This window comes from Roseospira visakhapatnamensis, from assembly GCF_014197915.1.
Lineage (GTDB): Bacteria > Pseudomonadota > Alphaproteobacteria > Rhodospirillales > Rhodospirillaceae > Rhodospira > Rhodospira visakhapatnamensis.
In genome coordinates, this window is the sequence record NZ_JACIGK010000025.1 from 42695 (window position 1) to 64861 (window position 22167).

The window sequence follows — 22167 nt, forward strand, 5'->3', positions numbered from 1 at the left end:
GTTGCAGTCCGTGGCCGGTGCCGCCCTGGCACCGCTTTGCGGTGCCAAGATCTGGAACATCCGGGCGCCTGCAAGGCGCCCGGGGGCGGATGAGTCACACTCATCCGCCACTGGTATCAGGCGCCTTTCCGACCCTGGCTTTCCGAAGCCCCGCCGGCTGTCCGCCGCGCGGGGTTTTTTGATGCGCCGGGGATGCCCCGTCGTGCCCGTCCCGCGCTGGAGGTCCCCATGAGCCTGTCTTGCCTGGCCCTGCGTCTCGCCACCGTGGCGGCGCTGCGCGGGCGCACCCTGGCGGGCGATGCCGTCGCCGACAGCGCCCGGCCCGCCCTGGAAGGGGTGGCCCCCGATGCCCGCCCGGCAGTGGCGGCCGTGTACACGGACCGCGAGGAGACCGCGCCGCGCGCCGCCGACCTGCTGGCGGGCGCGGCCCGTGGCGTGCTGTCGGTGGAGACGGCGGTGATGGCCCGGGCGGCGCCGGACGGCCCCTGGACGGTTCCGGTCACCGACGCCGACGCGGAAGCCACCCTGGACCGGCTCGACCGCCAGATTCGCCACGCCCTGATGGACGCCCAGAACCCCTGGGCGCGGCTCTGGCGCCGGCTGGTTGCCGACGTCTCGGCGGTCACCCGCCATCGCGACGCCGACGCCGACGCCGAGGCCCGGGATCGGCCGGCGCGGCACCACCTGAGGATCGACCTTGTGCTGCTGGCCGAACCGCCGGCCGGGCATACCGCCACCGGTGTCTGGGCCGACCTGCTGGTCCTGCTGGCCGCCGACACGTCCGGGCTGGCCGCGTGGGAGCCCGTCGTGCGCGCCGAGATCGAGGGGGATGCGCCCACCCCGCGCCCGACCCCCTGGCCGGCGCACTGGGAGCATGACGCCGCCGAGGCGCTGGGCCACGACCTGGGCGACCCGCGCACCACCATCGGTCCGCTCAAGACGGTGGTGACGCATCCGCGCGGACACGCGGACCCATGAGCGACACCTATTTCAGGGCGGTGGAACGCCGCTTCGCCGAGTTGGAGGCCGAGATCGAGGACCTGCGCCGGCGGCTCGCCAACCTTCTGCGCGAGGGCCGGGTGACCGATATTGACTACGACCAGGGCGTGGCCACGGTGGAGATGGATGGCTTGCCGTCCAAGAAAATCCCCTGGGTGCAGCGGGCCGGCGACGTGAGGGACTGGGACCCGCCCACCGTCGGCGAGCGGGTCACCGTCATGAGCCCCACCGGGGATCCCGGCCAGGGGCTGATCACGCCGGGGGGGTGGTCGATCGATCACCCGGCGCCCCACAACAAGGGCGGGGACCGCTACATCAAGACCACCGGCACCATCCACCTGGACGCCGACACCGCCGTGATGGTGCTGGCGGCCGAGCGGGTGGACATCAAGGCCCGGACCATCCGCCTGGAGGCGGAGACGGTGGAAATCGACGGCGAGGTGCCCATCACCGGCGCTCGCCTGGAGCACAACGGCCGCGCCGTCGGCGACGACCACCAGCACACCAACGTCACGCCCGGCCCGTCCCTGACGGGACCGCCGGCCGCATAGGAGACACCGACATGCAGTACCGCGTGATCAAGGCCGGTTGGCTGACGGACGGCCGGGGTGCTGGCGCACGCCATGAGATCGGGGCGGTCGTGGAGATGACCGAGGCCCAGGCCGCCTACTTGGTGCGGGCGGGGCAGATCGCCCCTGACGGTCCCGCCCCCGCCAGACGCAAAACGAAGGTCGAGACCTGATCCGTGGCTGGCATGTGCCGTCACACCGGCCGGCCGCTGGACGGCTGGGAGCATGTGCGCCAGTCCCTGGACGACATCGTCACCACGGCGGTGGGCGAACGCGTGGAACGCCGCCGCTATGGCGCGGACGCCATGGCGTTTCTGGACCGGCCGATGGCTCCGGGACCCTTGATGGACGTCTATGTGGCCATCGCCCAGGCCATCGCTCCTCGGCGGATCAACGGGCGCGAGTATGGCGAGCCCAGGTTTGATCTGGCCGCCATCCTGCCGCGCGAGGCGGGGCCGGACGGCCGTCTCGTGCTGGATTTGGTGGGTCTCTACTACCCGCGCGGTCACCTGGGGGATTTCACCGTGTTCGAGACAACCCGGCACGAGGTGGGGACATGACCCAGGTCCACGCGATCGACCTGTCCCGCCTGACCGCCCCCGATGTGGTCGAGGCGCTGGACTTCGAGAGGATCGTCTCGGCCATGAAGGCGGACTTCGTCGCCCGCTTCCCGGATTTCACCGCCGACCTGGAGAGCGACCCCGCGATCAAGGTCCTGGAGGTGGCGGCCTACCGCGAACTGGTGCTGCGCGCCCGGGTGAACGACGCCGCGAAGGCGGTTCTCCTCGCCCACGCCGGCGGGTCGGACCTGGATCACCTGGCGGCGCTGGTGGGCACGGCGCGGCGCGAGATCGCCGAGGCCACGGACACCGAACCGGCGGTCCTGGAGTCCGACGACGAGCTGCGCGCCCGCGCCCAGTTGGCCTGGGAGGCCCTGTCCGTCGCCGGGCCGGAGGGCGCCTACCTGTACCACGCCCTGGCCGCTGATGGCCGGGTCCGCGATGCCCGCGTCGACAGCCCCACCCCGGGGACCGTGGTGGTCACCCTGCTGGCGCGCGACGGCGACGGATCGGCGCCCGACGACCTGGTGGACGCCGTGCAGGCCTATCTGTCCGCCGAGGACCGCCGCCCCCTGACCGACACGGTGGTGGTCGACGGCGCCACCATCGTCCCCTGGCGGCTGGAGGCCGTGCTGCATTGCTACCCCGGCCCGGCCTCGGCGCCGGTGATCGAGGCCGCGCACCAGGCCGCCGAGGCGACCGTCGCCCGCCTGCACGCCCTGGGCCACGACGTCACCCGCTCCGCCCTGTTCGCGGCCCTGCACCGGCCGGGCGTGCAACGGGTGGACCTGACCAGCCCGGCGGCCGACATCGTCGTCGCCCCCGCCGAGGCGCCGCACTGCACCGCCATCGTCATCACCGAGGGGGCACGCGATGTCTGACCCGTCGTCGCTCCTGCCTCCCAACGCGACGCCGCTGGAACGCGCCCTGGACGGCGCCTCGGCCCGCGTCGGCGACATCCCCGTGGGCGTGGTCCGCACCCTCTGGAACCCCTGGACCTGCCCCGCCGACCGGCTGCCCTGGCTGGCCTGGGCCTGTTCGGTGGACGTGTGGGACGACGCCTGGCCGGAGGCGACCCGCCGCCGCGTGATCGCCGACAGCTACGCGGTGCACAGCGTCAAGGGCACCGTGGGCGCGGTCAGGTGGGCGCTGGCCAGCCTGGGCTATACCACCCGCCTGATTGAATGGCAGCAGGAAGACGGCGCGCCGTTCACCTTCCGGGTGGAGGTGGATGTCCTCGGCCGGCCCGTCACCGAGGCCACCTATGCCGAGATCGAACGCACCGCGCTCGCGGCCAAGAACGTCCGCAGTCACCTCACCGGCATCCGCGCCGTGGGACGCGTGGACGGCACCGTCACCCTCGGCGCCGCCACGCTGGGCGGCGACACCCTCACCGTCCTGCCCTGGACCCCCAGCACGCTCACCGCCCAGGCGCCCGCCCACGTCGGCGCGGCGGCCTGGCTGGTGGACGGCCTCACCGTCTGGCCAAGAGAGGTCTGACTAATGCCCGACTATTACACGATCCTGACCGTTGCCGGTCAGGCGAAAATAGCCAACGCCCTCGCCCTCGGCACCACCATCGCCCTCGATCGCATGGCTGTCGGCGATGGCGGCGGCGTCGCCATCACCCCCACCGAAACCATGACCGCCCTGGCCGGCGAAACCTATCGCGGGGCCATCGAGCGGTTGACCGCCGATCCCGACAACCCGTCCTGGGTCATCGCCGAACTGGTGATCCCGCCCGACGTGGGCGGCTGGTCGGTGCGCGAATTGGGGCTGTTCGACGCGGCCGGCGACCTGATCGCCGTGGCCAACTTGCCGGAGACCTACAAGCCGGTGCTGGCCGAGGGCTCGGCCCGCGACATGATCCTGCGCATGGTGCTGGAGGTCTCCGACACCGCCGCCGTCACCCTGACCCTCGACCCCACCGTGACCCTGGCCTCGCGCGCCTGGGTGCTGTCGGTGCTGCCGGCGGTCATCCAGGCCACGACGGAGGTGCGCGGGGTCGTGGAACTGGCGACAGTGGCGGAGACGCAGGCCGGCGCCGACGCCAACCGCGCCGTCACCCCGGCCGGACTATACAACACTCTCGCTCTGGTGTTGCCGGTGGGCACTATTCTTTGGTCAGGAGCTGCGTTGCCTTCGGCGGGTTGGTTGGTGTGTGATGGCGCTGCGGTTTCAAGGACGGAATACGGCGATCTTTTCGCAGTTCTTGGAACAACTTGGGGTGCGGGTGATGGGAGTACGACGTTCCAAGTCCCCGATCTGCGTGGTGAATTCGTGCGTGGAATAGACCTTGGTCGGGGTATCGATTCGGGACGGACTCCGGGCAGTTGGCAATGTGCTTCACATTTGCCCCATGATACCGACGGGCAGCACATACACAGCATTCCCGACTCTGAGGCGGCAATTGATGCAGGGCTTGAAGCTCCCACGCTTGAATACTTAACACAGATCTGGGTTGACTCTGGGTTAAAAATTCCTCCAGGAGCGCGAGACGATGCTCCGGCTTTCTATTCTTCTACTGTTCGTCCTCGCAACGTTGCTTTGTTGCCAATAATAAGATATTAAGAAAGGATGATGGTGTGTCTCTCATTTCTGGAAATTCCGCCAAAATGTTGTTGTCTGCTATGGTTGCAGGCCGGCAAAGCATCACCGACCCCGACGCCACCGCCGACGCGGTGATCACCACCCACGACACCCACATCGGCCACGGATGGCCACCGGTGGTGGACTGACCGCCGTTGCTCGCGACCCCGCTTGCGGCCCGCCATCGCGCGGGCCTTTTTCATGCCCCCCCCGGAGCCCTCACCTCAGGAGCCCGCTTCATGGACATCTTCCTGCACGGCATCGAGACCCAGGAAAAGGACGCGGGCAATCCGCGCTTCGTCGCCACCATCGAGTCCGGGATCATCTTCCTGGTCGGCACCGCGCCCGACGCCAGCGATGACCTGATCCCCGTCAACCAGCCGCAGGTGGTGCGCGGTTATACCGGCCTGCCGGCCGGCCTGGGCAGCACGGGCACCCTGCCCGACCAGTTGGAGAACATCCTGGCCCAGGCCGGGCGCATGAGCCAGACGGTCTATTTCGTGCGCGTCGCCGAGGGCGCCAACGAGACCGAAACCATGACCAACGTGCTGGGCTCGCGCGCCGCGCGCACCGGTTTGCATGCCCTGTCGCGCATCCGGCCCGAGTTCGGCCAGGCGCCCAGGCTGATCGCGGCACCCGGCTTCACCTCCACCCGCCCGACCGATGGCGTCAGCGCCATCGCCGTCACCGACGGCGGCAATGGTTACACCGAAGCCCCCACGGTCACTCTCACCCGGGGCGCGGGTGACACCACCGGCACCGGCGCCACCGCCGTGGCGGTGCTGGACGGCGGCGCGGTCTCGGCGGTGGTCGTCACCAACCCGGGCGCCGGCTACACCGAGGCGCCGACGGTCGCCCTGACCGGCGACGGCACGGGAGCCACCGCCACCGCGACCCTGGGCACCGTCGCCAACCCGGTCGCCGCCGAACTGGCGGCCTTGTGCACTCGTTATCGGGCCATGGCCGTGGTCAGCGGCCCGAACACCACGGCCGAGGACGCCGTCCAGTACCGGTTGGACTTCGACAGCGACCGCCTGATGATCCTGGATCCCTTCGTGACGGTGTCCAAGGGCGGCGCGCCGGTGGCCATGCCGGCCGACGCCATGGTGCTGGGGCTCCAGGCTCGTGTGGACTACCAGGAGGGCTTCTGGGTCAGCCCGTCCAACCACGTGCTTCAGCGTGTGCTGGGCACCGCCCGGCCGATCGAGCATTCGCTGTCCGACCGCTCGGTCGAGAGCCAGTACCTGAACAGCCAGCATGTCTCGACGGTGGTGCGCAGCCCCACCGGTGGCTGGAAGCTGTTCGGCAACCGGGTGGCCAAGAGCGACCCGCTGCATGTGTTCTGGTCGGTGCGCCGCGCCCACGACGTGATCGTCGAGAGCATCGAGATCGCCCACGAGCCCTTCCTGGACACGCCGTTCAGCAAGCAGGTGCTGGTGGACATCGCCGAGACCGTGAACCGGGCGCTGCGCCGCTGGCAGGCCCTGGGCGCCACGCTGGGGGGGCGCGTGTGGCTCGACCCGGCGCTGAACACCGCCGAGAGCATGGCGAGCGGTCTGCTCTATGTGCACTACGACGCCGAGGCCCCGGCACCCATCGAGCACCTGGTCTTCGTCTTCAACCGCAACACCGGCTACTACGAAACCATGCTGGCCGACGCCGCGCGCGAGATCGCCCGCCTGTCCAGCGTGGCGGCCTGAGTCTTGTCTTGATCGCCGCGGCGGTCCTCTGGACCGCGCGGCTCCGGACCTTCGGTCCGCCGGCCCAGTCGGGCCGGATCGGGTCTCCACGCGATCAAACCATCACCGACCGGCGCGACCGCGCCGGCGCCGCGAAGCGGCGCGGCGATCTCCCTGAAAGGACTCAAAATGCGTCAGATTCTGCGCGGCTTCACCATGTGGGTCGGCGGCGACGACTACGGCTACGAGATCGAGGAGCTGCAATGCGCGCTCCCCGACGAGGTCTACACCGAGCACCAGTACGGCGGCGCCGTCATGACCGCCCAGGTGCCCATGGTCAAGATCGGCCTGCTGGAGCCCACCCTCAAGCTGGCCAGCCATAACCCGCGCCTGGCCGGCCTGCTGATGCGCCCGCCGGGCCAGGTGGACACCTTCACCTTCCGCTCCGCCCTGGTCGACGAGACCGACGGCACCACCCAGCCCAACGTGATCCTGTACGAGGGCCGGCTGGCCTCGCCCAAGGCCGACGCCTGGTCGCGCGAGGACAAGGCCGGCCTGGAGTACACCATCAAGGGCGTGCGCTACTTCCGCTACGAGATCGGCGGCAACGCGATCCACGAGATCAGCCTGTACCCCGCCAAGATGCTGGTGGGCGGCGTGGACCTGCTGGCCGACATCAACGCCGCCCTGGGGCGGTAGAGGGGACCGTCGTCATCCCGGCGGCGGATGAGGAGACCCCGTCCGCCGCGCCGGCGCCATCCGCCAGCGGATCAAGGATGGCGCCGAGAGACACCGATGCGAAAGGACGCACCATGACCAAGGTAACGTTGTCCCGGCCCATTACGCACGATGGCCGCGCCTATGACGCGCTGGACATCGACGAGCCCACCGTGGGGGCCATTGAGGCCTATGAAAACGCCAAGGTCGCTCGCAAGGGTGACATGACCGCCATGATTGAGATGTTGGCCCATGACCTGGATATGCCGGCCGACGCCGTGCGGTGCCTGCGTTCCAGCGACATGGCCAGGATCGCCGAGGTGCTGGGCCCTTTGGCCGCCGGCTTCGCGGCGCGGGGTGCTGGCGCCCCCTCGTCGCCGACTGCGCCCACATCCTGAACACACCGATTCCGGATCTGATGCGCATGACATGGTCGTCGCTGCTGGCCTGGCACGCCGAGGCCCGGCGCATCGCCCGCAACCGTGGCCTGATGGGGTGATGTGATGCCCGACACCGACCCGCTTGCCTCGGTCCAGACCGCTCTCGCGGGGTTGAGGGCCGACCTGAACGCCGGTCTGGGGGGACTCAACAGCATGATGGGGCCCCTGCTGACCGAGGTGTGGGACCTGAGAGCGCGTTTGGACGACCTCGCAACGCGGATGGTTTCCGCGCCCTTCCAGGTTCCTCCGCCGGGCTTCCAGGCCTCAGGTCTCACCCGCGCCCTCTTTACACCTCCCCTTCAGGACGAGATCGAGCGCGCTCATGTCCAGAAAACCAACATCGTTCCAGTATCTATGAGCGGCATTGGAAAAATAACATCAAAAGATGCGTTTGCGGGCCTTTCTTCGGCGTTTAAGGGTATATTAGATAATCCTGTGCGATTCATTTTGGATTCTATTGGCCTTGTATCCGGGGTTATCGCAATCGAGGACGCTGTCTTCGGGGTCGACGATGAACCCTGTCCTGATCCCGATCGCCCCGATCCGATTCAGGTCTTAGAGGCTCTGGAGGCCCTCCGCCCTGGCGGGATGTCGGACGATGCGTTCGCGGCGCTCACGGCCGAGATGCTCAAGATGGTCGCGGCCCTGCCCGTCCGCGTGCACGATCAGATGGCGGTTCTGCTGGCCGGCGGGCGCGCCGGGTTCGCGGGCGATGAGGCCCGGGCTTTTGCCGCACAGGTGGGGCGCCTCACCGTTGCGTCTGGCGGGAACGCCGCAGCGATCGCGCCGGTAGCGGCCGAGATGCTCACCGCGTTCGACATCCAGCCGGACCAGTGGACAGCGGCCTTCGGCGACCTGTACGCGGCGCAGCAGCACAGCGGCGTGACCCTGGAGGCCCTGTTGCATGGCTTTTCGGGTGTTGCCGAAACGGTAGCCGACAGCGGCGTCGCGTTCGACAATTACCTAGCCTCCATCGCGGCCATGACCGACGACGTGACGCCGCCGGAAGAACTGCATACTCGGTTCGGTCGAGCGATTGAAGCCTTGACTGAAGGCGGTGGCGCTCTCGACGCCGTGTTCGAGGCCGCCGGGGTCAGCGATTTCAAGCAGTTAATGGCGGAGGCGAACGGCGACCTGCTTGCCGCCTTCGAGCGTTTGCGCCACGCCACGCACGACATAAAAAATCCAGAATCCGAAGCGTTGGAAGCCCTGAAGGCGACCCCGGACGCTTACGACGCGATCATGGCGGTAACGGCCGCCCACAAGACCGCCCGCGACGAGATCTTGGACGCGATGGACGCCGGGCGTGCCCGTTTGGACGCGGCCACCGCGGCTCGGCGGCGCCATCCGCTCTCGCAGGGGATCCTTGACGAGAACCAAGCGCTTGTCGAGGCGCTACGCGAGAGTCTCGGCGCCATTTACGGTGATGGGGACGTGAGACCGCCAAGTCCCGAGGGTATCTTGTCCGAAGCGGAGATGCTGGACCGGGCCAATCGGGTGGCTCGCAACGCTGTGCCTGTACAGGCAGCACGCCGCCTTGGCCGGACGGAAGAAGGCCGAGCTGTCCTTGCCGAGAAGCGTGCGGCCGCCCGCGAGGCCGAACTCGACCGCCTGCGTGCCCTAAACGAGGAAATAAGACGGCGCCAGGCGTCGCGCGATCAGGCGCGGCTCCAGGCTTCAGAAACAGATCTTGCCCTCGTGGCTGCCTTGACTGGACAACCGAACCCCTCGTTTGCGCACCCATCGTCGTCTGCTACGCCAGAGACGGCGTCTTTTGATACGAATCACGACGAACGACCGCGCCCCGAGACCTTCCCGACAAATGCCGAGTTCGCCGAAGCGATGGCGGCGTTCGAGCGGAACCGCGAAACGGACACCGCATCGTCCCACCAGGCCGCAGCCGTAGCGACGATCGAGGCCCTTCATGTCAACACCGCGCTCGGTCTCGACGGCCCCTTCGTGCCGCCGACCGACGACGGCTTGGCGGGCGTGGTCCAGTCCGCGCTGGACCAGCGGCTCGACCGGCCCGACGCCGCGCTGCCGGACGCCACGCGTCCGGGTGTGGACGGTTCCGAGTCCGGACGGCCTTGCGGCGACCCGGCCGCCCTGCATGCCAAGCTCGATACCCTCGGCGTCAAGCTCGACACCCTCTTGCGGGCGGAATGCGGCGGCTGTCCCACCCCTCTGTCGGAGCCCCGTGCCGACCCGTCGCCAGACTCGCCTCCGGTGCCGGGGCCGCGCCCCGACCCGCCGGCGCTGGATGCCGCCGCCCTTGGGTCCGCGTCGTCCGACACCCTGGCCCTGTCCGCCGAGGGCCTGCGGGCGCATGGAAAGGTCCATCTGGACATGACCGACATCGATGTCCTGATGCGCCGGGTGTCCCAGGCCAAGGGAGCCCTGGCCGAGTTGGCCTCGGCCGCCCGGGCCGCCAGCGGCGGCTTCGCGCCGGGTTCGCCGCCGGGAGGCGGCGGTGACGCCGCGAGCCGCGCGGCCACATCCCTGGATCGCTCGCGGGCCACCAATCTTCAGGACCGACCGACGACGGTGCCCGCCTGATCCGGCGGTGCGCGCCCTCGGTGCGCGCCCTCGGTGCGCGCCCGGCGGGCGGCGTTACCGGGACCACCGCCTGACCGCGCCGCTCCGCCTACGCTTCTTCACACGAGGACCTTGCCCATGCACGTGCTGATGGCCTGGGGCGATGTGCGGTTCAGCATCTCCACGCTGGCTTACGATGAACTGAGCCGCTCGCTGGCGGCGCGCGTCTCGCCCCAGGCGATCGTCGGCGCGCGCCCGACCCTGCACCACATGGGACTGGAGCAGGAAACCCTGGGCCTGTCCGCCACGCTGTTCCCCTATCACCTGCCCAACAACCGGGGCCTGTCGCAACTTCATGTGCTGCGGGCCTCGGTGGGGACGTCCGAACTGCTGATCGCCGGAGCGGGCGGCATGGGGACGGCGCTGGATCACTGGGTCCTGAAGTCGGTGGGTGATACCCAGACGGAGATCCATCCCAACGGCACCGGCCAGAAGATCGCCGTCACGCTGGAACTGCTGTACGACGGCCGCGCCCGCTCTCCGGCGGCGCGGGTGGCCCTGGCCGGGCTGTTCGGCTGATGAAGACCCCGTTCTTGCGCCTTGTGCATGTCTCCGACGCGGGCGACGTGGACCTGACCGAGCGCTGGGGACCCCTGCTGCGGGGCCTGACCGTCACCGACGAACGCGGCCTGGAAAGCGACAAGGTCGCCGTCATCCTGGACGATCGCGACGGGCGCATCGCCTATCCGCCCACGGGCGCGCGCGTGCGGGTCGAGGGCGGTTATGTCGAGGAGGGGGGGACCGTCCAGGGCGACTATGTGATCGACCAGGTGGACCTGAACGGCTGGCCGCAGCAGATCACCCTTCATGGCGCGGCGGTGGACGCCAAGGCGGCCGCCAAGGAGCGCCGCACCGAGGCCCACCAGCCGCCGGTCACCCCCACGCTGGGGGCGCTGGTCGCGGCCCTCGCCGGGCGCAACGGCTGGACGCCGCGCGTGAGCGCGCCGTTGGCCGCCGTCCCCCTGGAGTACGAGGCACAGGCGGCCGAAAGCGACCTGGCCTTCCTGGGCCGGGTGGTGGCGCGGCACGGCGGCCTGGTGACCGTCAAGCAGGGGCATCTGGTGGTGGCGCCCCGCTCGGGCGGGCGCACGGTCTCCGGCGACGGCTTGCCGGTGCTGGTCGTGGCCCCGGGCGTGAACCTGCTGGACTACCGGGTGTCCTGGAAGGACCGGGAGACCCATGGCAGCGTCCAGGCGCGCAGCTTCGATCGCGCCACGGCCCGGCCGGTGACCGTGACCGTCGGCGGCGGGCGTGGCGCCGCCTCCGTCATCCGCGAGCCCTTTCAGAGCGAGGCCGAGGCCCGTGCCGCCGCCACCGCCCGGGCCACCAGCCTCGCGCGGGGGGAAGGGTCGGCGTCGTTCTCCCTGGAGGGCGACCCGGCCATGGGCGCCGAACGTCCGGTGGAGGTGGTCGGCGTACGGGCCGGGGTGGATGGGCGTTGGACCCCGACCCGCGTGGAGCATCGCTGGGACGACGCCGGCTACGCCACCCGGATCGACTGCGAGACGCCGGGTCAGGGGGACAGCCGCGCGGCCGGCGCGGGCGCCGGCGAGACCGAGGAGAGCGGACCATGACCCTGCACGGCGTCACTTGGCGCGACGACGGCACCGCCGCCTATACCACCGTCGACGGGGACATGGTGGACCACCTGTGCTGGCGCCATTACGGCCAGGCATGGGGCACGGTCGAGCAGGTGTTGGCGGGGAACCCCGGCCTCGCCGATCACGGGCCGGTTCTTCCCGCCGGCATTACCATCCTGTTGCCACGCATGGCGCCCCGGTCCGGACCGCCGCGCCGCGAGGTGGTGCGGCTGTTCGATTGACGTCGAGAGCCACGTTTCCGTGGTTCACCGCCGCCCCGCCATCGCGCGGGGTTTTTTGTGTCCCGAGACAGAGGAGGCCCCATGGCCGATCCGATCACCTGGGAGGCCCTCGGCGCCGGCCTGGCCCTGCTGGGGGGTGGTGGCGCCGCGACCGCCTGGATCGTGGCCGAGATCAACCGGGCGCGCCGCGAGTCGTCCGAGGGCCGGGACCGGCTGCACCGGCGGCTGGACGCCCTGACCACGGAGATCGGCCAGACCTACGTGCGGCGCGACCTGCACGTGGCGGACATGCGCACGGTGCACCACGCCCTGGAGGAGACGAACCGCATGCTGGCCTCCATGGCCGGCCGCGTCTGCCCCTATGACGCGTCCGCCGGCGTGTCGCCGCGCCCCGCAGAGAAGTCCCGCCCATGACTCCCCCACCCCCCGTCCTGCCGACCGAGGCCGTGCTGGCCGCCACCGCCGGCGGGCGGCTGTCCGAATGCCAGGCCGCCCTCATCGCCGCCGTGGCCGCCGAGGCGCCGGCCGCGCTGCCCCCCGCCGGGATCGACACGGCCCCGCGCGTCGCCCATCTGCTGGCGCAACTGGCCCATGAGTCCAACCGCTTCCGCACGACGGAGGAATACGCGTCCGGTGCCGCCTACGAGGGCCGCCGCGACCTGGGCAACACCCGGCCCGGCGACGGACGGCGCTACAAGGGCCGGGGGCTGATCCAGTTGACCGGCCGCGCCAACTACCGCCGCTTCGGCCGGTTGGTGGGCGAGGACCTGGAGGCCCACCCCGAGCGCGCCGCCGAGCCCGGCCTGTCGCTGCGCATCGCCGCCGCCTACTGGACTGACCGGGGCCTGAACCCGCTGGCCGACGCCGACGACATCCGCGCCATCACCCGGCGCATCAACGGCGGCGCCAACGGCCTGCCCGACCGGGTGCGCTGCCTGGAGCGGGCGCGCACCGCCCTGGCCCAGCAGCGGCTGGCTGACCTGGGCCACGACCCCGGCTCCATCGACGGCCTGTGGGGGCCGCGCACCGGCCGCGCCCTGCGGGCCGCCACGGGCGCGGCCGGCCGGGCGGGCCTGGCCGATCTGTGGGCCGGAGCCGGAGACGGCGCCGAACCCTAACCCCTTACCCCTGACCCCTGAAGGAGACAGACCATGGACTGGATCGTCACCCACTGGGACGACCTGCTGCTGATCGTCACCGGACTGATCAGCGTGGCCTCGGCCATCGCCGCCCTGACGCCCACCCCCGCCGACGACCGCCTGGTCGGCGCGCTGCGCCGGATCGTGGAGGCCCTGGCCCTCAACGTCGGGCACGCCCGCCCGGCGCCGCCGCCACCCTCAGCCTCGGCCCCGCCGGAGTGAGGGGCCGCCGGGGGTGGTCAGGAGCCGGCGGTGTGTCGCGGTCCGGGACGCGGGCCATCCCGGAGGGCACCGTCACGCCTGCCGCGCCTCGACAACGCCGCGACGGATGTCGCGTGTTCGCTCAAAGAGTTGATAAAGATAGTCTCCCTCCCCCCACCGGATGGCCCGTTGCAGCGCGGTGAGGTCCTCGGTAAAGCGTTGCAGGCTGTCCAGCACGGCCTCGCGGTTGTTCAGGAACACGTCCCGCCACATGGTGGGATCGCTGGCGGCGATGCGCGTGAAGTCGCGGAAGCCCGAGGCAGAGTACTTCACCACCTCCTGGCGCATCTGTTCCTCCAGGTTGGTGGCGGTGCCGACGATGGTGTAGGCGATCAGGTGCGGCAGATGCGAGGTGACGGCCAGCACCCGGTCGTGGTGGTCGGGACTCATGCGTTCCACGGTCATGCCGCAGCGGCGCCACAGGTCGGCGACCTTGCGGGTGGCGGTGTCGTCGCTGTCCTCAAGCGGCGTGAGGATGAACCAGCGGCCCGGGAACAGGTCGGCGAACCCCGCGTCGGGGCCGGATTTCTCGGTCCCGGCGATGGGGTGGCCGGGCACCAGGTGCACGCCCTCGGGCAGGTGGGGGCGGATGGCGGCGATGGCCGCCTGCTTGACCGAGCCCACGTCGCTGACGATGGCCCCGGGCGCGAGCACCGGGGCGATGGCCTGGGTGACCTCGGCATAGGCGCCGATGGGCATGCACAGCACCACCAGATCGGCGCCGCGCGCGGCGGCGGCGGGATCGGTGTGGGCCTCGTCGACAACGCCCAGCGCCTGGGCGCGGGCGGCATGGTCGGGGTTGGCGTCGGCGCAGGCGATGGTGCCGGCCAGGCCCTGGGTGCGGATGGCCCGGGCCAGGGAGGAGCCGATGAGGCCGATGCCGATGATGGCGACGCGCGCGAACAGCGGAGTCATGTGGGAGTCTCTTCGAACGGGCCGGCGGCGGGACGAGACGGTCCCTAGCCGCCGGTGAATTCAGTCAGGGCATCGACGCAGGCGTGCATCTCCTCGCCGGTGCCGATGGTGATGCGCAGGCTGTCGGGCAGGCCGTACGCCCCCATCGCGCGGGCGATCACCCCCTTGCCGCGCAAGAAGGCGTCGGCGTCCTGCACGGTGCGACCCGGCTCGGTGTGGAAGGTGGCCAGCACGAAGTTGCCGACGCTGTCGGTCAGGCCCAGGCCCAGGGCACGCAGCCGGTCCGTGGTCCAGGCCAGCCAGTAGTCATTGTGCTGGCGCGCCATGTCGGTGAAGGCCACGTCGGCGATCGCCGCCGCGCCCGCCGCCTGCGCGGCCGCGGCCACGTTGAAGGGGCTGCGCACCCGGTTGAGCACGTCGACCACATGCGCGGGCGCGTAGGTCCAGCCCAGCCGCGCGCCGCCCAGCCCGTGGATCTTCGAGAAGGTGCGCAGCATCACCGTGTTGGGGTGGCTGTCCACCAGGGTCACGCCGGGCTCGTAGTCGTTCTTGTCCACGTACTCGGCATAGGCCGCGTCCAGGACCAGCAGCACGTCGTCCCGCAGGCCCTCGCGCAGCCGGCGTACCTCGGCGTGCGGCAGATAGGTCCCGGTGGGATTGTTGGGATTGGCCATGAAGAGGATGCGGGTGCGCTCCGTCACCTTGTCCAGCAGGGCATCCACGTTGGCGACCAGATCGGTTTCGGGCGCCGCCACCGGTGTGACGCCGGCGCCCTGGGCGTAGAGCCGATACATCAGGAAGGCGTGGGCCGGGAACAGCACCTCGTCACCCGGTCCGGCGTAGGCCCGCACCAGCAGCGAGATCAACTCGTCCGATCCGGCCCCGCAGGCCAGCCGCGCCGGGTCCAGCCCATGTCGGCGACCGATGGCCTCGCGCAGGGCCACGCAGGCGCCGTCCGGATAGCGATGCATGTCCATCGCCGCCGCGCGCATGGCCGCGACGGCCCGGGGACTGGGACCCAGCGCCCCCTCGTTGGAGGACAGCTTGATGATCCGGTCGATGCCCTCAAGCGTCGACTCGCCGGCCACGTAGGGCTTCAGATCAAGGATGCCGGGGCGAACGGAAGGCTGGGTCATGGCGGGGTCCTGTTCGTGATAGAGCCGGCGGCGAGGGCCGGTGGGCGAGGAGGGGACGGGGGGCGCCGAGGCGGATCCCGTGTTGTCTGGGAGCCGGCCGGCGGCGGGGTCGGGGAGGGGGCTCAGGGGGCCAGGCTTTCCTCGTCATGAGCGCTGGCGTAGGCCCCCAGCAGCAGCCCGTTGCGGATGCCTCCCCCCTCGGTCGCGCCGGCGAGCGCGGCAAGACGCGGGTCGTGGGGATCGACGAAGCCGCGCACCTCCACCAGATGAAGGCGGCTGTCATCGCGGGTCTCGCGCGTGTCCCACACGGCGCGGGGCGCCAGGTCGGCCGCGCCCAGCGCCTCGGTGAAGGCCGAACGGCTGATGTCGTGGCCGGTCTCGACGGCGATGACCGACATGTCGTCGCCGGTGGCCTCGGGCGGCATGCGGGCGATCACCAGGGCCTCGATGCCCATCGGACCGGGCCCGGTCATCGGCAGGCGGGCGATGATGTGCGGGGCGTCGGAGGCGGAGGACAGAATCTGCGTCCACCACGGATTGTCGTCCTCCCAGCGGGGCATGGGGAGCACGCCGACGGTGGCGTTGCCGCTGGTCACCTCGCGCACCACCTGGCTGGCGGACTGGTGGGTGGTCGCCGGGGTGAAGGTTCCATACTGATTGCGGGCGACCTCCAGGTAGCCGGCGCCGCGTTCCGGCATCCACACGGCCAGCGAGAACGGCCCCTGCATGGCGACCACGCCGGCCAGCAACTCCCGCCACATGCGCACGATGACGCGCTTGGGCAGGCCGCCCCGCCAGCGGCTCACCAGCCGCCGCAGGATCAGGGCTTCGCGCCCCGGCCTGAGGGTCGGCCCGCCGCGCTTGGCGTCCACCACCTGCTCGGCGATGGCGCAGCGGCGCATGAGAAGGTCCAGGATCTGATCGTCGAGCGCGTCGATCTCTCGCCGCAGGGCATCCAGGGATGGGGGGGCTGAACTCATGAAGGATGGTGTCCCCTGATTGACAACGCACACGGATCGAACCGAAATGCCGGCACCGCGACGGCCGCCGGTGACCGGTGGCCGCGCGGGGCCGCCACGCCGGGCGGCGGATCGACGGATCGGGCCTCGCGCACGGACGCGGACAAAGGATGCGATCCGCGATCCTGTCTCGGTATCGACCGTGCACCAAAAATACCTGTCTTGCGCGGCGACGTTTGCATTCCAGGGCGGGTCCCTCGAATGCCTCGTCGCATTCGTGACGCAAAGGGTCCGGGATCGGCGGCTGATCCTGCCCCGCCGCCGATCCCGGACCGTGCCTCGTTGTAAGGCCGGAAGCCCGCGAAATCAAAGAAAACATTGACACCACAGGGCGGCTTGCCTAGTGCTTCGGGCGGTCCGGCGGGGTGTGTTGCCCGATGGTCGCGCCCCGCGCGACCGGCGCCGGTCGGGTCCCTCGCGCCGTGCCCGGGTCGACCCCACCCTGCCTTCAGTCTTGAGAAACGCCGGTGGATGCTCCGCGAAACCACACCACCGTGGTCGGTCAGGATCGACCCATCCGTCTCGACAACGGCATCGAGATCGGTCCCGTCACCGTGGCCTATCAGACCGTCGGCCGCCTGAACGCGGACCGGTCCAACGCCATTCTGGTGTGTCACGCGCTCACCGGCGACCACCACATGGCGGGCGTCAACCCGGTGACCGGCAAGCGCGGCTGGTGGGACGGCCTGGTCGGCCCCGGGGCGGTGCTGGACACCAACCGGTTCTTCATCATCTGTCCCAACGTGCTGGGCGGCTGCATGGGCACCACCGGTCCGCGCGAGATCAATCCCGCCACCGGACGGCCCTGGGGTCCGGGGTTTCCCGTCATCACCATCGGCGACATGGTGACCGTGCAGGCGCGGCTGCTGGACGCCCTGGGCATCGACCAGGTGTTTTGCGTGATCGGCGGCTCCATGGGCGGCATGCAGGTGCTGGAGTGGACCTCGGCCCATCCCCAACGCGTGTTCTCGGCGGTGCCCATCGCCTCCTCCTACCGGCATTCGGCGCAGAACATCGCCTTTCACGAGGTTGGCCGTCAGGCCATCATGGCCGATCCGGACTGGCACGGCGGCGCCTATCACGAGCGCGGCGTGACCCCCCACCGGGGGCTGGCGGTGGCGCGCATGACCGCCCACATCACCTACCTGTCGGAAACGGCGCTGCATCGCAAGTTCGGCCGGCGGCTGCAGGACCGGGAGGCGGTGACCTACGGCTTCGACGCCGACTTCCAGGTGGAAAGCTACCTGCGCCACCAGGGCTCCACGTTCGTCGACCGCTTCGACGCCAACTCCTACCTGTACATCACCCGGGCCATGGACTACTTCGACCTGGCCACCGAGCATGGCGGCAAACTGGCCAACGCCTTCCGGGGCACGCCGACGCGGTTCTGCGTGATCAGCTTTTCCAGCGACTGGCTGTTCCCGACCGTGGAGAGCCGGGCCATCGTGCGGGCCCTGAACAGCGTTGCCGCCAACGTCAGCTTCGTCGAGGTGGACAGCGACAAGGGCCACGACGCCTTCCTGCTGCGGGAACCCGAGTTTCACGAGACCCTGCGGGGGTTCCTGGACGGCGCGGCCCGGCATCGCGGCCTGCCGGCCCTGGCGGAGGCGCGGCCATGACCCCGGACAAATCATTCCCGCCGGCTCCCGCGGGCGCTCCCGGTGCCACCAACGGCGACCTACGCGTCGACCTGCGCCTGATCGCCGACATGGTGTGCCCCGGGTCCCGCGTGCTGGACGTGGGCTGCGGCGACGGCGCCCTGCTCCAGGTCCTGGCCCAGACCAAGGGGGTGGATGGGCGCGGGATCGAGCTGTCCATGGCCGGGGTGCGGGCCGCCGTGCGGCGGGGCGTGTCGGTCATTCAGGGCAACGCCGACACCGACCTCGCGGACTACCCCAACGGCGCCTTCGACTACGCCATCCTCAGCCAGACATTGCAGGCGACCCAGCGGCCCCGCCAGGTGCTGGAGCAGCTCATGCGCGTGGCCGAGCGGGCCATCGTATCGTTTCCCAATTTCGGGTACTGGAAGGCGCGCTGGCACCTGATGTCGCACGGCCGCATGCCGGTGACCCGAGGCCTGCCCGAGGAGTGGTGGGAGACCCCCAACATCCATCTGTGCACGCTCAAGGATTTCCTGGTGCTGGCGCGCGAGATGGACATCGTCATCGAGCGCGGCGTGGCCCTGAACGAGGACGGCACCGTCACCCGCCTGCCCGCCGTCGGCCCCTGGGCCAACCTGTTGAGCGCCCAGGCCGTGTTCCTGGTGCGCCGCCGCAACGGCGGTGCCCGGCCCGGCGGCGCGGCCGGACCGGCGCGGGACGCGGATGCCCCATGACGCGCCGAACCCAGGTGTGGCTCGCCGGAATCGCGCTCGTGGTGGTGCTGGGCACGACCATTCTTGCCCTGGCGCGGGTGGGGGTCATGACCGGGGAGTCGGTGGTGCGGGCGCCGCGGGCCTCGGTCAGCCTGGACCTGCCCGAGCGCGGCGGGCGGCTGGTGCTCGACCTGGCCACCGACACCCTGCTGGCGCCCTATGTGGCCCGCCACGTGGCGGTGGAACGCGCCGGTCAACGCATCATCGACACGCCCCTGTTTCCGGCGCCGCTGGACCCGCGTCTCGGCCTGGCGCTGAGCTGGACCCCGGCCCAGGGACGCGAGGGACCGTGGCTGCGGCTGGCCGATCCGTCCGGGGACATCCTGCTGGATTTGCGCGGGTTCACCGCCTGGCGGATCGTGGACCACGGCGGCCGGGCGTGGCTGGTGGCCCCGACCGGCGTGGCGGCGGCCGGCCACGTGGTCGACCCGGCCGGCGCCCTGGTGCCCATCCAGGGGCGGCCCTTCGCCGGACCGGCGGCCGAGGCCGAGGCGGTGCCGTTGGGCCGCGTGGTGCCGGAGGAGGGCGGCCTGGTGTTCAAGGCGGCGGCGCGGTGACCGCGCGGATCTCTCGACCGCGCCGGCCGCGCCCGGGAGCCTGTCCCTGACGACCGGTCCCTGTTCGACGCGGGAGGGCCTGATACCGGCGGCGGATGAGTGTGACTCATCCGCCGAGCGGGCCGGCCACGGGCCGCAACGGTCCGTCTCCCTGATCGTTGGTGTTACGCCGGCTCACGCTCCGGCGAGTGCGTGTCCATCAGCGCGTTGAGACGGGCCACGGCCGCCCCGGGGCCGTCGGGCCAGGCCCAGACCCCGGCGCTGACCGCCAGGAAATCGGCCCCGGTCTCGATCAGCGGCCGGGCATTGTCCGGGGTGATGCCGCCGATGGCCACCACGGGCACCACCATGGCCTCGGCCCACCAGCGCAGCAGGTCCACGTCGGCGCGGATCGGCGCGTCCTTGGTGCTGGTCGGGTAGAAGGCGCCGAAGGCCACATAGTCGGCGCCCGCCTCGCCGGCCGCCATGGCCAGGTCGCGGGAGTCGTGGCAGGTGACGCCGACGATGCGGTTTTCGCCCAGCAGGCGGCGGGCCTCGGCGTAGGGGGCGTCGTCCTGGCCCACGTGTACGCCGTCGCAGCCGGTGGCCAGCGCCAGATCCGGCCGGTCGTTCATCAGCACGGCGACGTCGCGCGCCTGGGCCAGCGGCACCAGCACCTCGGCCGCGCGGCGGATGGCGTCGTCGTCCACGTCCTTCAGGCGCAGTTGCAGGCAGGCCACGTCGCCGCCGTCCAGGGCCTCGGCCAGGGTCCGGGCGAACGCATCCACGTCGTCCAGGCGCGGCGGGGTGATCAGGTACAGGCGGCACCGGTCCTGGGGATCGGGAGAGGTGGTCATGGATATCCCCTGGGTGTGGGAGGGGTGGGCGGCGGACCGTCGTTACCGCGTGCGGGCGATCCGGTCCAGGGTCTCGCGATAGCGCGCCAGGACACCGGCGCGGGAGAACTCGGCGGCGACGCGCTCGGCGCCGCGCGCCACCAGGTGCGCGGCCAGGTCCGGGCTGTCCAGCACGCGGCGGAGGGCGGCGGCCAGCGCCGGGGCGTCGTCCCGGGGCACCAGCAGGGCGTCGTCCCCGGCGCGCACCGTTTCCGCCGGGCCGGCGGCATCGGCCACCACCAGGGGCGTGCCATGCGCCCAGGCCTCGACGGTGACGGTGCCGTTGGGCTCGTAGCGCGACGGGAACACCACCAGGTCGGCGGCGCGCATCAAGGCGGTGCGGTCGGATCGCCAGCCCAGGAAACGGACCCGCCCGGCCACCCCCAGGCGCGCGGCCAGGGTCTCCAGCGCCATCCGTTCCGGGCCTTCGCCGGCGATCCACAGCCAGGCGTCGGGCAGGTCGGCCAGGGCCGTCAGCAGCACGTCCAGCCCCTTGACCGGATGCAGCCGTCCCAGCGCCAACAGCAGCGGCGCGTCGGCGGGGGTGTCGTGGTCGGCGCGCGGAACCGGCGCGGCATGCTCGTCCACGGCGCAGAAGTTGGGGATCAGGTGCACCCGCTTGTCCGGCCAGCCGCCGTCCAGGATATGGCGCCGGATCCCGGGGATGATGGCGATCAGGTGATCGAAGCCCCGGTAGTACTTGAGGTCGTAGTAGCCGCCCAGGCGCGCCACCCGCGCCCAGGGACCGGACGGCAGCTTGGCGGCGGCGCGGTTCATCCAGGCCATCGCCACACTGGCGCGATGGGCGCGCAGGTGCTGGCGCAGCAGGATGGGGGTGACCCGATCCAGCCAGCCGCCGAAGGGGGCGGTGTCGACCCGGCAGCCGGCGGCGCGCAGGGCGGCCACCCGCGCCGGGTGGTCGCGGATCACCAGCGACTGGTCCACGCCGTCCTGCTGCAACGCCCCGGCCAGGGTCGCGAAAAAGGTCTCGGCCCCCCCATGGGCGGCTCCGGCCATGACCTGGGTCAGGTGCATGGATGATCCGCCCGGCTGAGGCGCACCAGGTGCTCGGCGGCCAGGATGTCGCGCCGCACCGCCTCGCGGACGCGTGTGGCTTCGGTGTCCGCGCCCCAGCGCGCCATTTGATAGGTTTCGTCCAGGCGCGACAGCGCGAAGCAGCTTTCGCCGTCCACCCGGCCCCGCGCCAGCGCCAGCGCCAGGACCAGCGACCCGGCGGCGGCCGCCACCCCCTGGGCGCCGGTCAACGTCCAGTCATCCAGGTCCTCAAGCGCGGTCCGCAGGGCGGCGACGGCGGGCGACGGCTGGCGGATGGGCATGATGCCGTGGGTGATGGCCAGGCGCGCCGCCAGCGTCTGGTCGGCCCAGTCCAGCAGCGGCTGCCAGTCGGCCATCTGGCGAGCGGCCAGATCCGTCGGATGATCGGCGCGATAGCACAGCACGTCGCCGTCCACGTGGTCCAGCAGCACGGCGACGATGCCCGCGCGGTCCGCCGCCACCCGCTCCAGCGCGGTGTTGGCGAGGCGGGTGAGGGGCATGGTGTCGGGTTCGATGTGCTCGGCCTGGGCATCCCACTCCGAGGCCACCGCCTCGGCCAGGGCGGGGGTCGGCAGGCGCAAGGGCTGGCGGGCTGGCGTGCGCGCCGGGCGTCCGTCCAGCAGCACGCCCCATCCGCCGTATGGATCGCCATGGGGATCGCCATCGGGCAGGGGACCGGCCTCGGCCCGGCGGTAGAAGCGCCGGGGCTGGAGGCGCGGACTCCAGCCGTGCGCGGGGGGCTGTCCGCTGGCCGTCCCTCCGGCCGTCGTGGAGGTGGAACCGGGACGAGGGCCGGAGGCTGTCGGGGTCATGCTGTCCTTCGGATGAGTCTGGAGACGGAACGGGGCTGGTCCGTGATGCGGGC

The 22167-nt window shown here is 71.1% G+C and carries 27 protein-coding genes; 21 read left to right on the forward strand and 6 right to left on the reverse strand.

The annotated features are described in order from the left end of the window. The first annotated feature begins 228 nt into the window (after positions 1-228). The 18 genes from GGD89_RS14835 (at position 229) to GGD89_RS14915 (ending at position 13331) form a co-directional block, all read left to right on the forward strand. The gene (locus GGD89_RS14835) at positions 229-978 is read left to right on the forward strand and encodes a hypothetical protein (RefSeq protein WP_184046666.1); all 750 of its coding nucleotides are present in this window, start codon (positions 229-231) and stop codon (positions 976-978) included. After that, complete coding sequence (locus tag GGD89_RS14840) at positions 975-1550, forward strand: phage baseplate assembly protein V (RefSeq protein ID WP_184046668.1); 576 nt, start codon at positions 975-977, stop codon at positions 1548-1550. The genes GGD89_RS14835 and GGD89_RS14840 overlap by 4 nt, the downstream gene beginning before the upstream one ends. An 11-nt stretch (positions 1551-1561) precedes the next feature. Continuing rightward, entirely contained in the window at positions 1562-1741 is a 180-nt protein-coding gene (locus GGD89_RS14845) for a hypothetical protein (protein WP_184046670.1), read from the forward strand. A gap of 3 nt (positions 1742-1744) precedes the next feature. After that, positions 1745-2128: a GPW/gp25 family protein gene (locus GGD89_RS14850; protein WP_184046672.1), complete on the forward strand. Its 384-nt coding sequence runs from the start codon at positions 1745-1747 to the stop codon at positions 2126-2128. Next, complete coding sequence (locus GGD89_RS14855) at positions 2125-3009, forward strand: baseplate assembly protein (RefSeq protein WP_184046674.1); 885 nt, start codon at positions 2125-2127, stop codon at positions 3007-3009. The genes GGD89_RS14850 and GGD89_RS14855 overlap by 4 nt, the downstream gene beginning before the upstream one ends. Then, positions 3002-3628: a phage tail protein I gene (locus GGD89_RS14860; RefSeq protein ID WP_184046676.1), complete on the forward strand. Its 627-nt coding sequence runs from the start codon at positions 3002-3004 to the stop codon at positions 3626-3628. The genes GGD89_RS14855 and GGD89_RS14860 overlap by 8 nt, the downstream gene beginning before the upstream one ends. A gap of 3 nt (positions 3629-3631) precedes the next feature. After that, positions 3632-4699 (forward strand): phage tail protein, encoded by a 1068-nt coding sequence (locus tag GGD89_RS14865; RefSeq protein ID WP_184046678.1) that lies wholly within the window; start codon positions 3632-3634, stop codon positions 4697-4699. Positions 4700-4743: 44 nt separating this feature from the next. Next, on the forward strand, positions 4744-4866 hold the full coding sequence (locus GGD89_RS20415; protein ID WP_281396726.1) for a hypothetical protein: 123 nt from the start codon (positions 4744-4746) through the stop codon (positions 4864-4866). A gap of 90 nt (positions 4867-4956) precedes the next feature. Further along, entirely contained in the window at positions 4957-6417 is a 1461-nt protein-coding gene (locus GGD89_RS14870) for a phage tail sheath subtilisin-like domain-containing protein (RefSeq protein ID WP_184046680.1), read from the forward strand. A 168-nt stretch (positions 6418-6585) separates the two neighbouring features. Next, positions 6586-7095: a phage major tail tube protein gene (locus GGD89_RS14875; protein WP_184046682.1), complete on the forward strand. Its 510-nt coding sequence runs from the start codon at positions 6586-6588 to the stop codon at positions 7093-7095. 77 nt (positions 7096-7172) lie between these two features. Next, the gene (locus tag GGD89_RS14880; RefSeq protein WP_184046684.1) at positions 7173-7511 is read left to right on the forward strand and encodes a phage tail assembly protein; all 339 of its coding nucleotides are present in this window, start codon (positions 7173-7175) and stop codon (positions 7509-7511) included. Positions 7512-7616: 105 nt separating this feature from the next. Continuing rightward, complete coding sequence (locus tag GGD89_RS19765) at positions 7617-10109, forward strand: phage tail tape measure protein (protein ID WP_221238497.1); 2493 nt, start codon at positions 7617-7619, stop codon at positions 10107-10109. A 117-nt stretch (positions 10110-10226) separates the two neighbouring features. Then, entirely contained in the window at positions 10227-10667 is a 441-nt protein-coding gene (locus GGD89_RS14890) for a phage tail protein (protein ID WP_184046686.1), read from the forward strand. After that, complete coding sequence (locus GGD89_RS14895; RefSeq protein ID WP_184046688.1) at positions 10667-11722, forward strand: phage late control D family protein; 1056 nt, start codon at positions 10667-10669, stop codon at positions 11720-11722. The genes GGD89_RS14890 and GGD89_RS14895 overlap by 1 nt, the downstream gene beginning before the upstream one ends. Next, entirely contained in the window at positions 11719-11970 is a 252-nt protein-coding gene (locus GGD89_RS14900) for a tail protein X (RefSeq protein ID WP_184046690.1), read from the forward strand. Before GGD89_RS14895 ends, GGD89_RS14900 begins: the two co-directional genes overlap by 4 nt. Positions 11971-12051: 81 nt before the next feature. Continuing rightward, positions 12052-12384, forward strand: a complete 333-nt coding sequence (locus GGD89_RS14905; protein ID WP_184046692.1) for a hypothetical protein — start codon at positions 12052-12054, stop codon at positions 12382-12384. Further along, entirely contained in the window at positions 12381-13088 is a 708-nt protein-coding gene (locus GGD89_RS14910) for a glycoside hydrolase family 19 protein (protein ID WP_184046694.1), read from the forward strand. Before GGD89_RS14905 ends, GGD89_RS14910 begins: the two co-directional genes overlap by 4 nt. A 33-nt stretch (positions 13089-13121) precedes the next feature. After that, complete coding sequence (locus tag GGD89_RS14915; RefSeq protein WP_184046696.1) at positions 13122-13331, forward strand: hypothetical protein; 210 nt, start codon at positions 13122-13124, stop codon at positions 13329-13331. Between the two features lie 72 nt (positions 13332-13403). Here GGD89_RS14915 and GGD89_RS14920 read toward each other — a convergent pair whose 3' ends face one another. The 3 genes from GGD89_RS14920 to GGD89_RS14930 all read right to left on the reverse strand — a co-directional run bounded on the left by GGD89_RS14920 (position 13404) and on the right by GGD89_RS14930 (position 16401). Then, positions 13404-14285 (reverse strand): prephenate/arogenate dehydrogenase family protein, encoded by an 882-nt coding sequence (locus GGD89_RS14920; RefSeq protein WP_184046698.1) that lies wholly within the window; start codon positions 14283-14285, stop codon positions 13404-13406. 44 nt (positions 14286-14329) lie between these two features. Further along, on the reverse strand, positions 14330-15421 hold the full coding sequence (gene hisC / locus GGD89_RS14925) for a histidinol-phosphate transaminase (RefSeq protein ID WP_184046700.1): 1092 nt from the start codon (positions 15419-15421) through the stop codon (positions 14330-14332). A gap of 122 nt (positions 15422-15543) precedes the next feature. Further along, entirely contained in the window at positions 15544-16401 is an 858-nt protein-coding gene (locus GGD89_RS14930; protein ID WP_184046702.1) for a chorismate mutase, read from the reverse strand. 506 nt (positions 16402-16907) lie between these two features. Here GGD89_RS14930 and metX point away from each other — a divergent pair. From metX to GGD89_RS14945, 3 genes are read left to right on the forward strand one after another with little or no spacing between them, the layout of a single operon-like run. After that, complete coding sequence (metX, locus tag GGD89_RS14935) at positions 16908-18059, forward strand: homoserine O-acetyltransferase MetX (RefSeq protein WP_184046705.1); 1152 nt, start codon at positions 16908-16910, stop codon at positions 18057-18059. Then, complete coding sequence (gene metW / locus GGD89_RS14940; RefSeq protein WP_184046707.1) at positions 18056-18775, forward strand: methionine biosynthesis protein MetW; 720 nt, start codon at positions 18056-18058, stop codon at positions 18773-18775. The genes metX and metW overlap by 4 nt, the downstream gene beginning before the upstream one ends. Then, positions 18772-19371, forward strand: coding sequence for a hypothetical protein (locus GGD89_RS14945; protein WP_184046709.1), 600 nt, complete (start codon positions 18772-18774; stop codon positions 19369-19371). Before metW ends, GGD89_RS14945 begins: the two co-directional genes overlap by 4 nt. 164 nt (positions 19372-19535) lie before the next feature. On the opposite strand, the gene thiE is transcribed toward GGD89_RS14945, so the two are convergent. From thiE to GGD89_RS14960, 3 genes are read right to left on the reverse strand one after another with little or no spacing between them, the layout of a single operon-like run. Continuing rightward, positions 19536-20207 (reverse strand): thiamine phosphate synthase, encoded by a 672-nt coding sequence (gene thiE / locus GGD89_RS14950; RefSeq protein ID WP_184046711.1) that lies wholly within the window; start codon positions 20205-20207, stop codon positions 19536-19538. A gap of 42 nt (positions 20208-20249) precedes the next feature. Then, positions 20250-21281: a glycosyltransferase gene (locus tag GGD89_RS14955; protein ID WP_184046713.1), complete on the reverse strand. Its 1032-nt coding sequence runs from the start codon at positions 21279-21281 to the stop codon at positions 20250-20252. After that, a complete protein-coding gene (locus GGD89_RS14960; RefSeq protein ID WP_184046715.1) occupies positions 21272-22114 on the reverse strand; it encodes an ATP12 family chaperone protein in 843 nt (280 codons plus the stop codon). The genes GGD89_RS14955 and GGD89_RS14960 overlap by 10 nt, the downstream gene beginning before the upstream one ends. Positions 22115-22167: the final 53 nt, after the last annotated feature.

Bases quoted from the DNA above. Each gene is read 5' to 3' on its own strand.
- GGD89_RS14835 (WP_184046666.1), top strand. From the start codon at position 229: ATGAGCCTGTCTTGCCTGGCCCTGCGTCTCGCCACCGTGGCGGCGCTG.
- GGD89_RS14840 (WP_184046668.1), top strand. From the start codon at position 975: ATGAGCGACACCTATTTCAGGGCGGTGGAACGCCGCTTCGCCGAGTTG.
- GGD89_RS14845 (WP_184046670.1), top strand. From the start codon at position 1,562: ATGCAGTACCGCGTGATCAAGGCCGGTTGGCTGACGGACGGCCGGGGT.
- GGD89_RS14855 (WP_184046674.1), top strand. From the start codon at position 2,125: ATGACCCAGGTCCACGCGATCGACCTGTCCCGCCTGACCGCCCCCGAT.
- GGD89_RS14860 (WP_184046676.1), top strand. From the start codon at position 3,002: ATGTCTGACCCGTCGTCGCTCCTGCCTCCCAACGCGACGCCGCTGGAA.
- GGD89_RS14865 (WP_184046678.1), top strand. From the start codon at position 3,632: ATGCCCGACTATTACACGATCCTGACCGTTGCCGGTCAGGCGAAAATA.
- GGD89_RS20415 (WP_281396726.1), top strand. From the start codon at position 4,744: ATGTTGTTGTCTGCTATGGTTGCAGGCCGGCAAAGCATCACCGACCCC.
- GGD89_RS14870 (WP_184046680.1), top strand. From the start codon at position 4,957: ATGGACATCTTCCTGCACGGCATCGAGACCCAGGAAAAGGACGCGGGC.
- GGD89_RS14875 (WP_184046682.1), top strand. From the start codon at position 6,586: ATGCGTCAGATTCTGCGCGGCTTCACCATGTGGGTCGGCGGCGACGAC.
- GGD89_RS14880 (WP_184046684.1), top strand. From the start codon at position 7,173: ATGGCGCCGAGAGACACCGATGCGAAAGGACGCACCATGACCAAGGTA.
- GGD89_RS19765 (WP_221238497.1), top strand. From the start codon at position 7,617: ATGCCCGACACCGACCCGCTTGCCTCGGTCCAGACCGCTCTCGCGGGG.
- GGD89_RS14890 (WP_184046686.1), top strand. From the start codon at position 10,227: ATGCACGTGCTGATGGCCTGGGGCGATGTGCGGTTCAGCATCTCCACG.
- GGD89_RS14895 (WP_184046688.1), top strand. From the start codon at position 10,667: ATGAAGACCCCGTTCTTGCGCCTTGTGCATGTCTCCGACGCGGGCGAC.
- GGD89_RS14900 (WP_184046690.1), top strand. From the start codon at position 11,719: ATGACCCTGCACGGCGTCACTTGGCGCGACGACGGCACCGCCGCCTAT.
- GGD89_RS14905 (WP_184046692.1), top strand. From the start codon at position 12,052: ATGGCCGATCCGATCACCTGGGAGGCCCTCGGCGCCGGCCTGGCCCTG.
- GGD89_RS14910 (WP_184046694.1), top strand. From the start codon at position 12,381: ATGACTCCCCCACCCCCCGTCCTGCCGACCGAGGCCGTGCTGGCCGCC.
- GGD89_RS14915 (WP_184046696.1), top strand. From the start codon at position 13,122: ATGGACTGGATCGTCACCCACTGGGACGACCTGCTGCTGATCGTCACC.
- GGD89_RS14920 (WP_184046698.1), bottom strand. From the start codon at position 14,285: ATGACTCCGCTGTTCGCGCGCGTCGCCATCATCGGCATCGGCCTCATC.
- hisC (WP_184046700.1), bottom strand. From the start codon at position 15,421: ATGACCCAGCCTTCCGTTCGCCCCGGCATCCTTGATCTGAAGCCCTAC.
- GGD89_RS14930 (WP_184046702.1), bottom strand. From the start codon at position 16,401: ATGAGTTCAGCCCCCCCATCCCTGGATGCCCTGCGGCGAGAGATCGAC.
- metW (WP_184046707.1), top strand. From the start codon at position 18,056: ATGACCCCGGACAAATCATTCCCGCCGGCTCCCGCGGGCGCTCCCGGT.
- GGD89_RS14945 (WP_184046709.1), top strand. From the start codon at position 18,772: ATGACGCGCCGAACCCAGGTGTGGCTCGCCGGAATCGCGCTCGTGGTG.
- thiE (WP_184046711.1), bottom strand. From the start codon at position 20,207: ATGACCACCTCTCCCGATCCCCAGGACCGGTGCCGCCTGTACCTGATC.
- GGD89_RS14955 (WP_184046713.1), bottom strand. From the start codon at position 21,281: ATGCACCTGACCCAGGTCATGGCCGGAGCCGCCCATGGGGGGGCCGAG.
- GGD89_RS14960 (WP_184046715.1), bottom strand. From the start codon at position 22,114: ATGACCCCGACAGCCTCCGGCCCTCGTCCCGGTTCCACCTCCACGACG.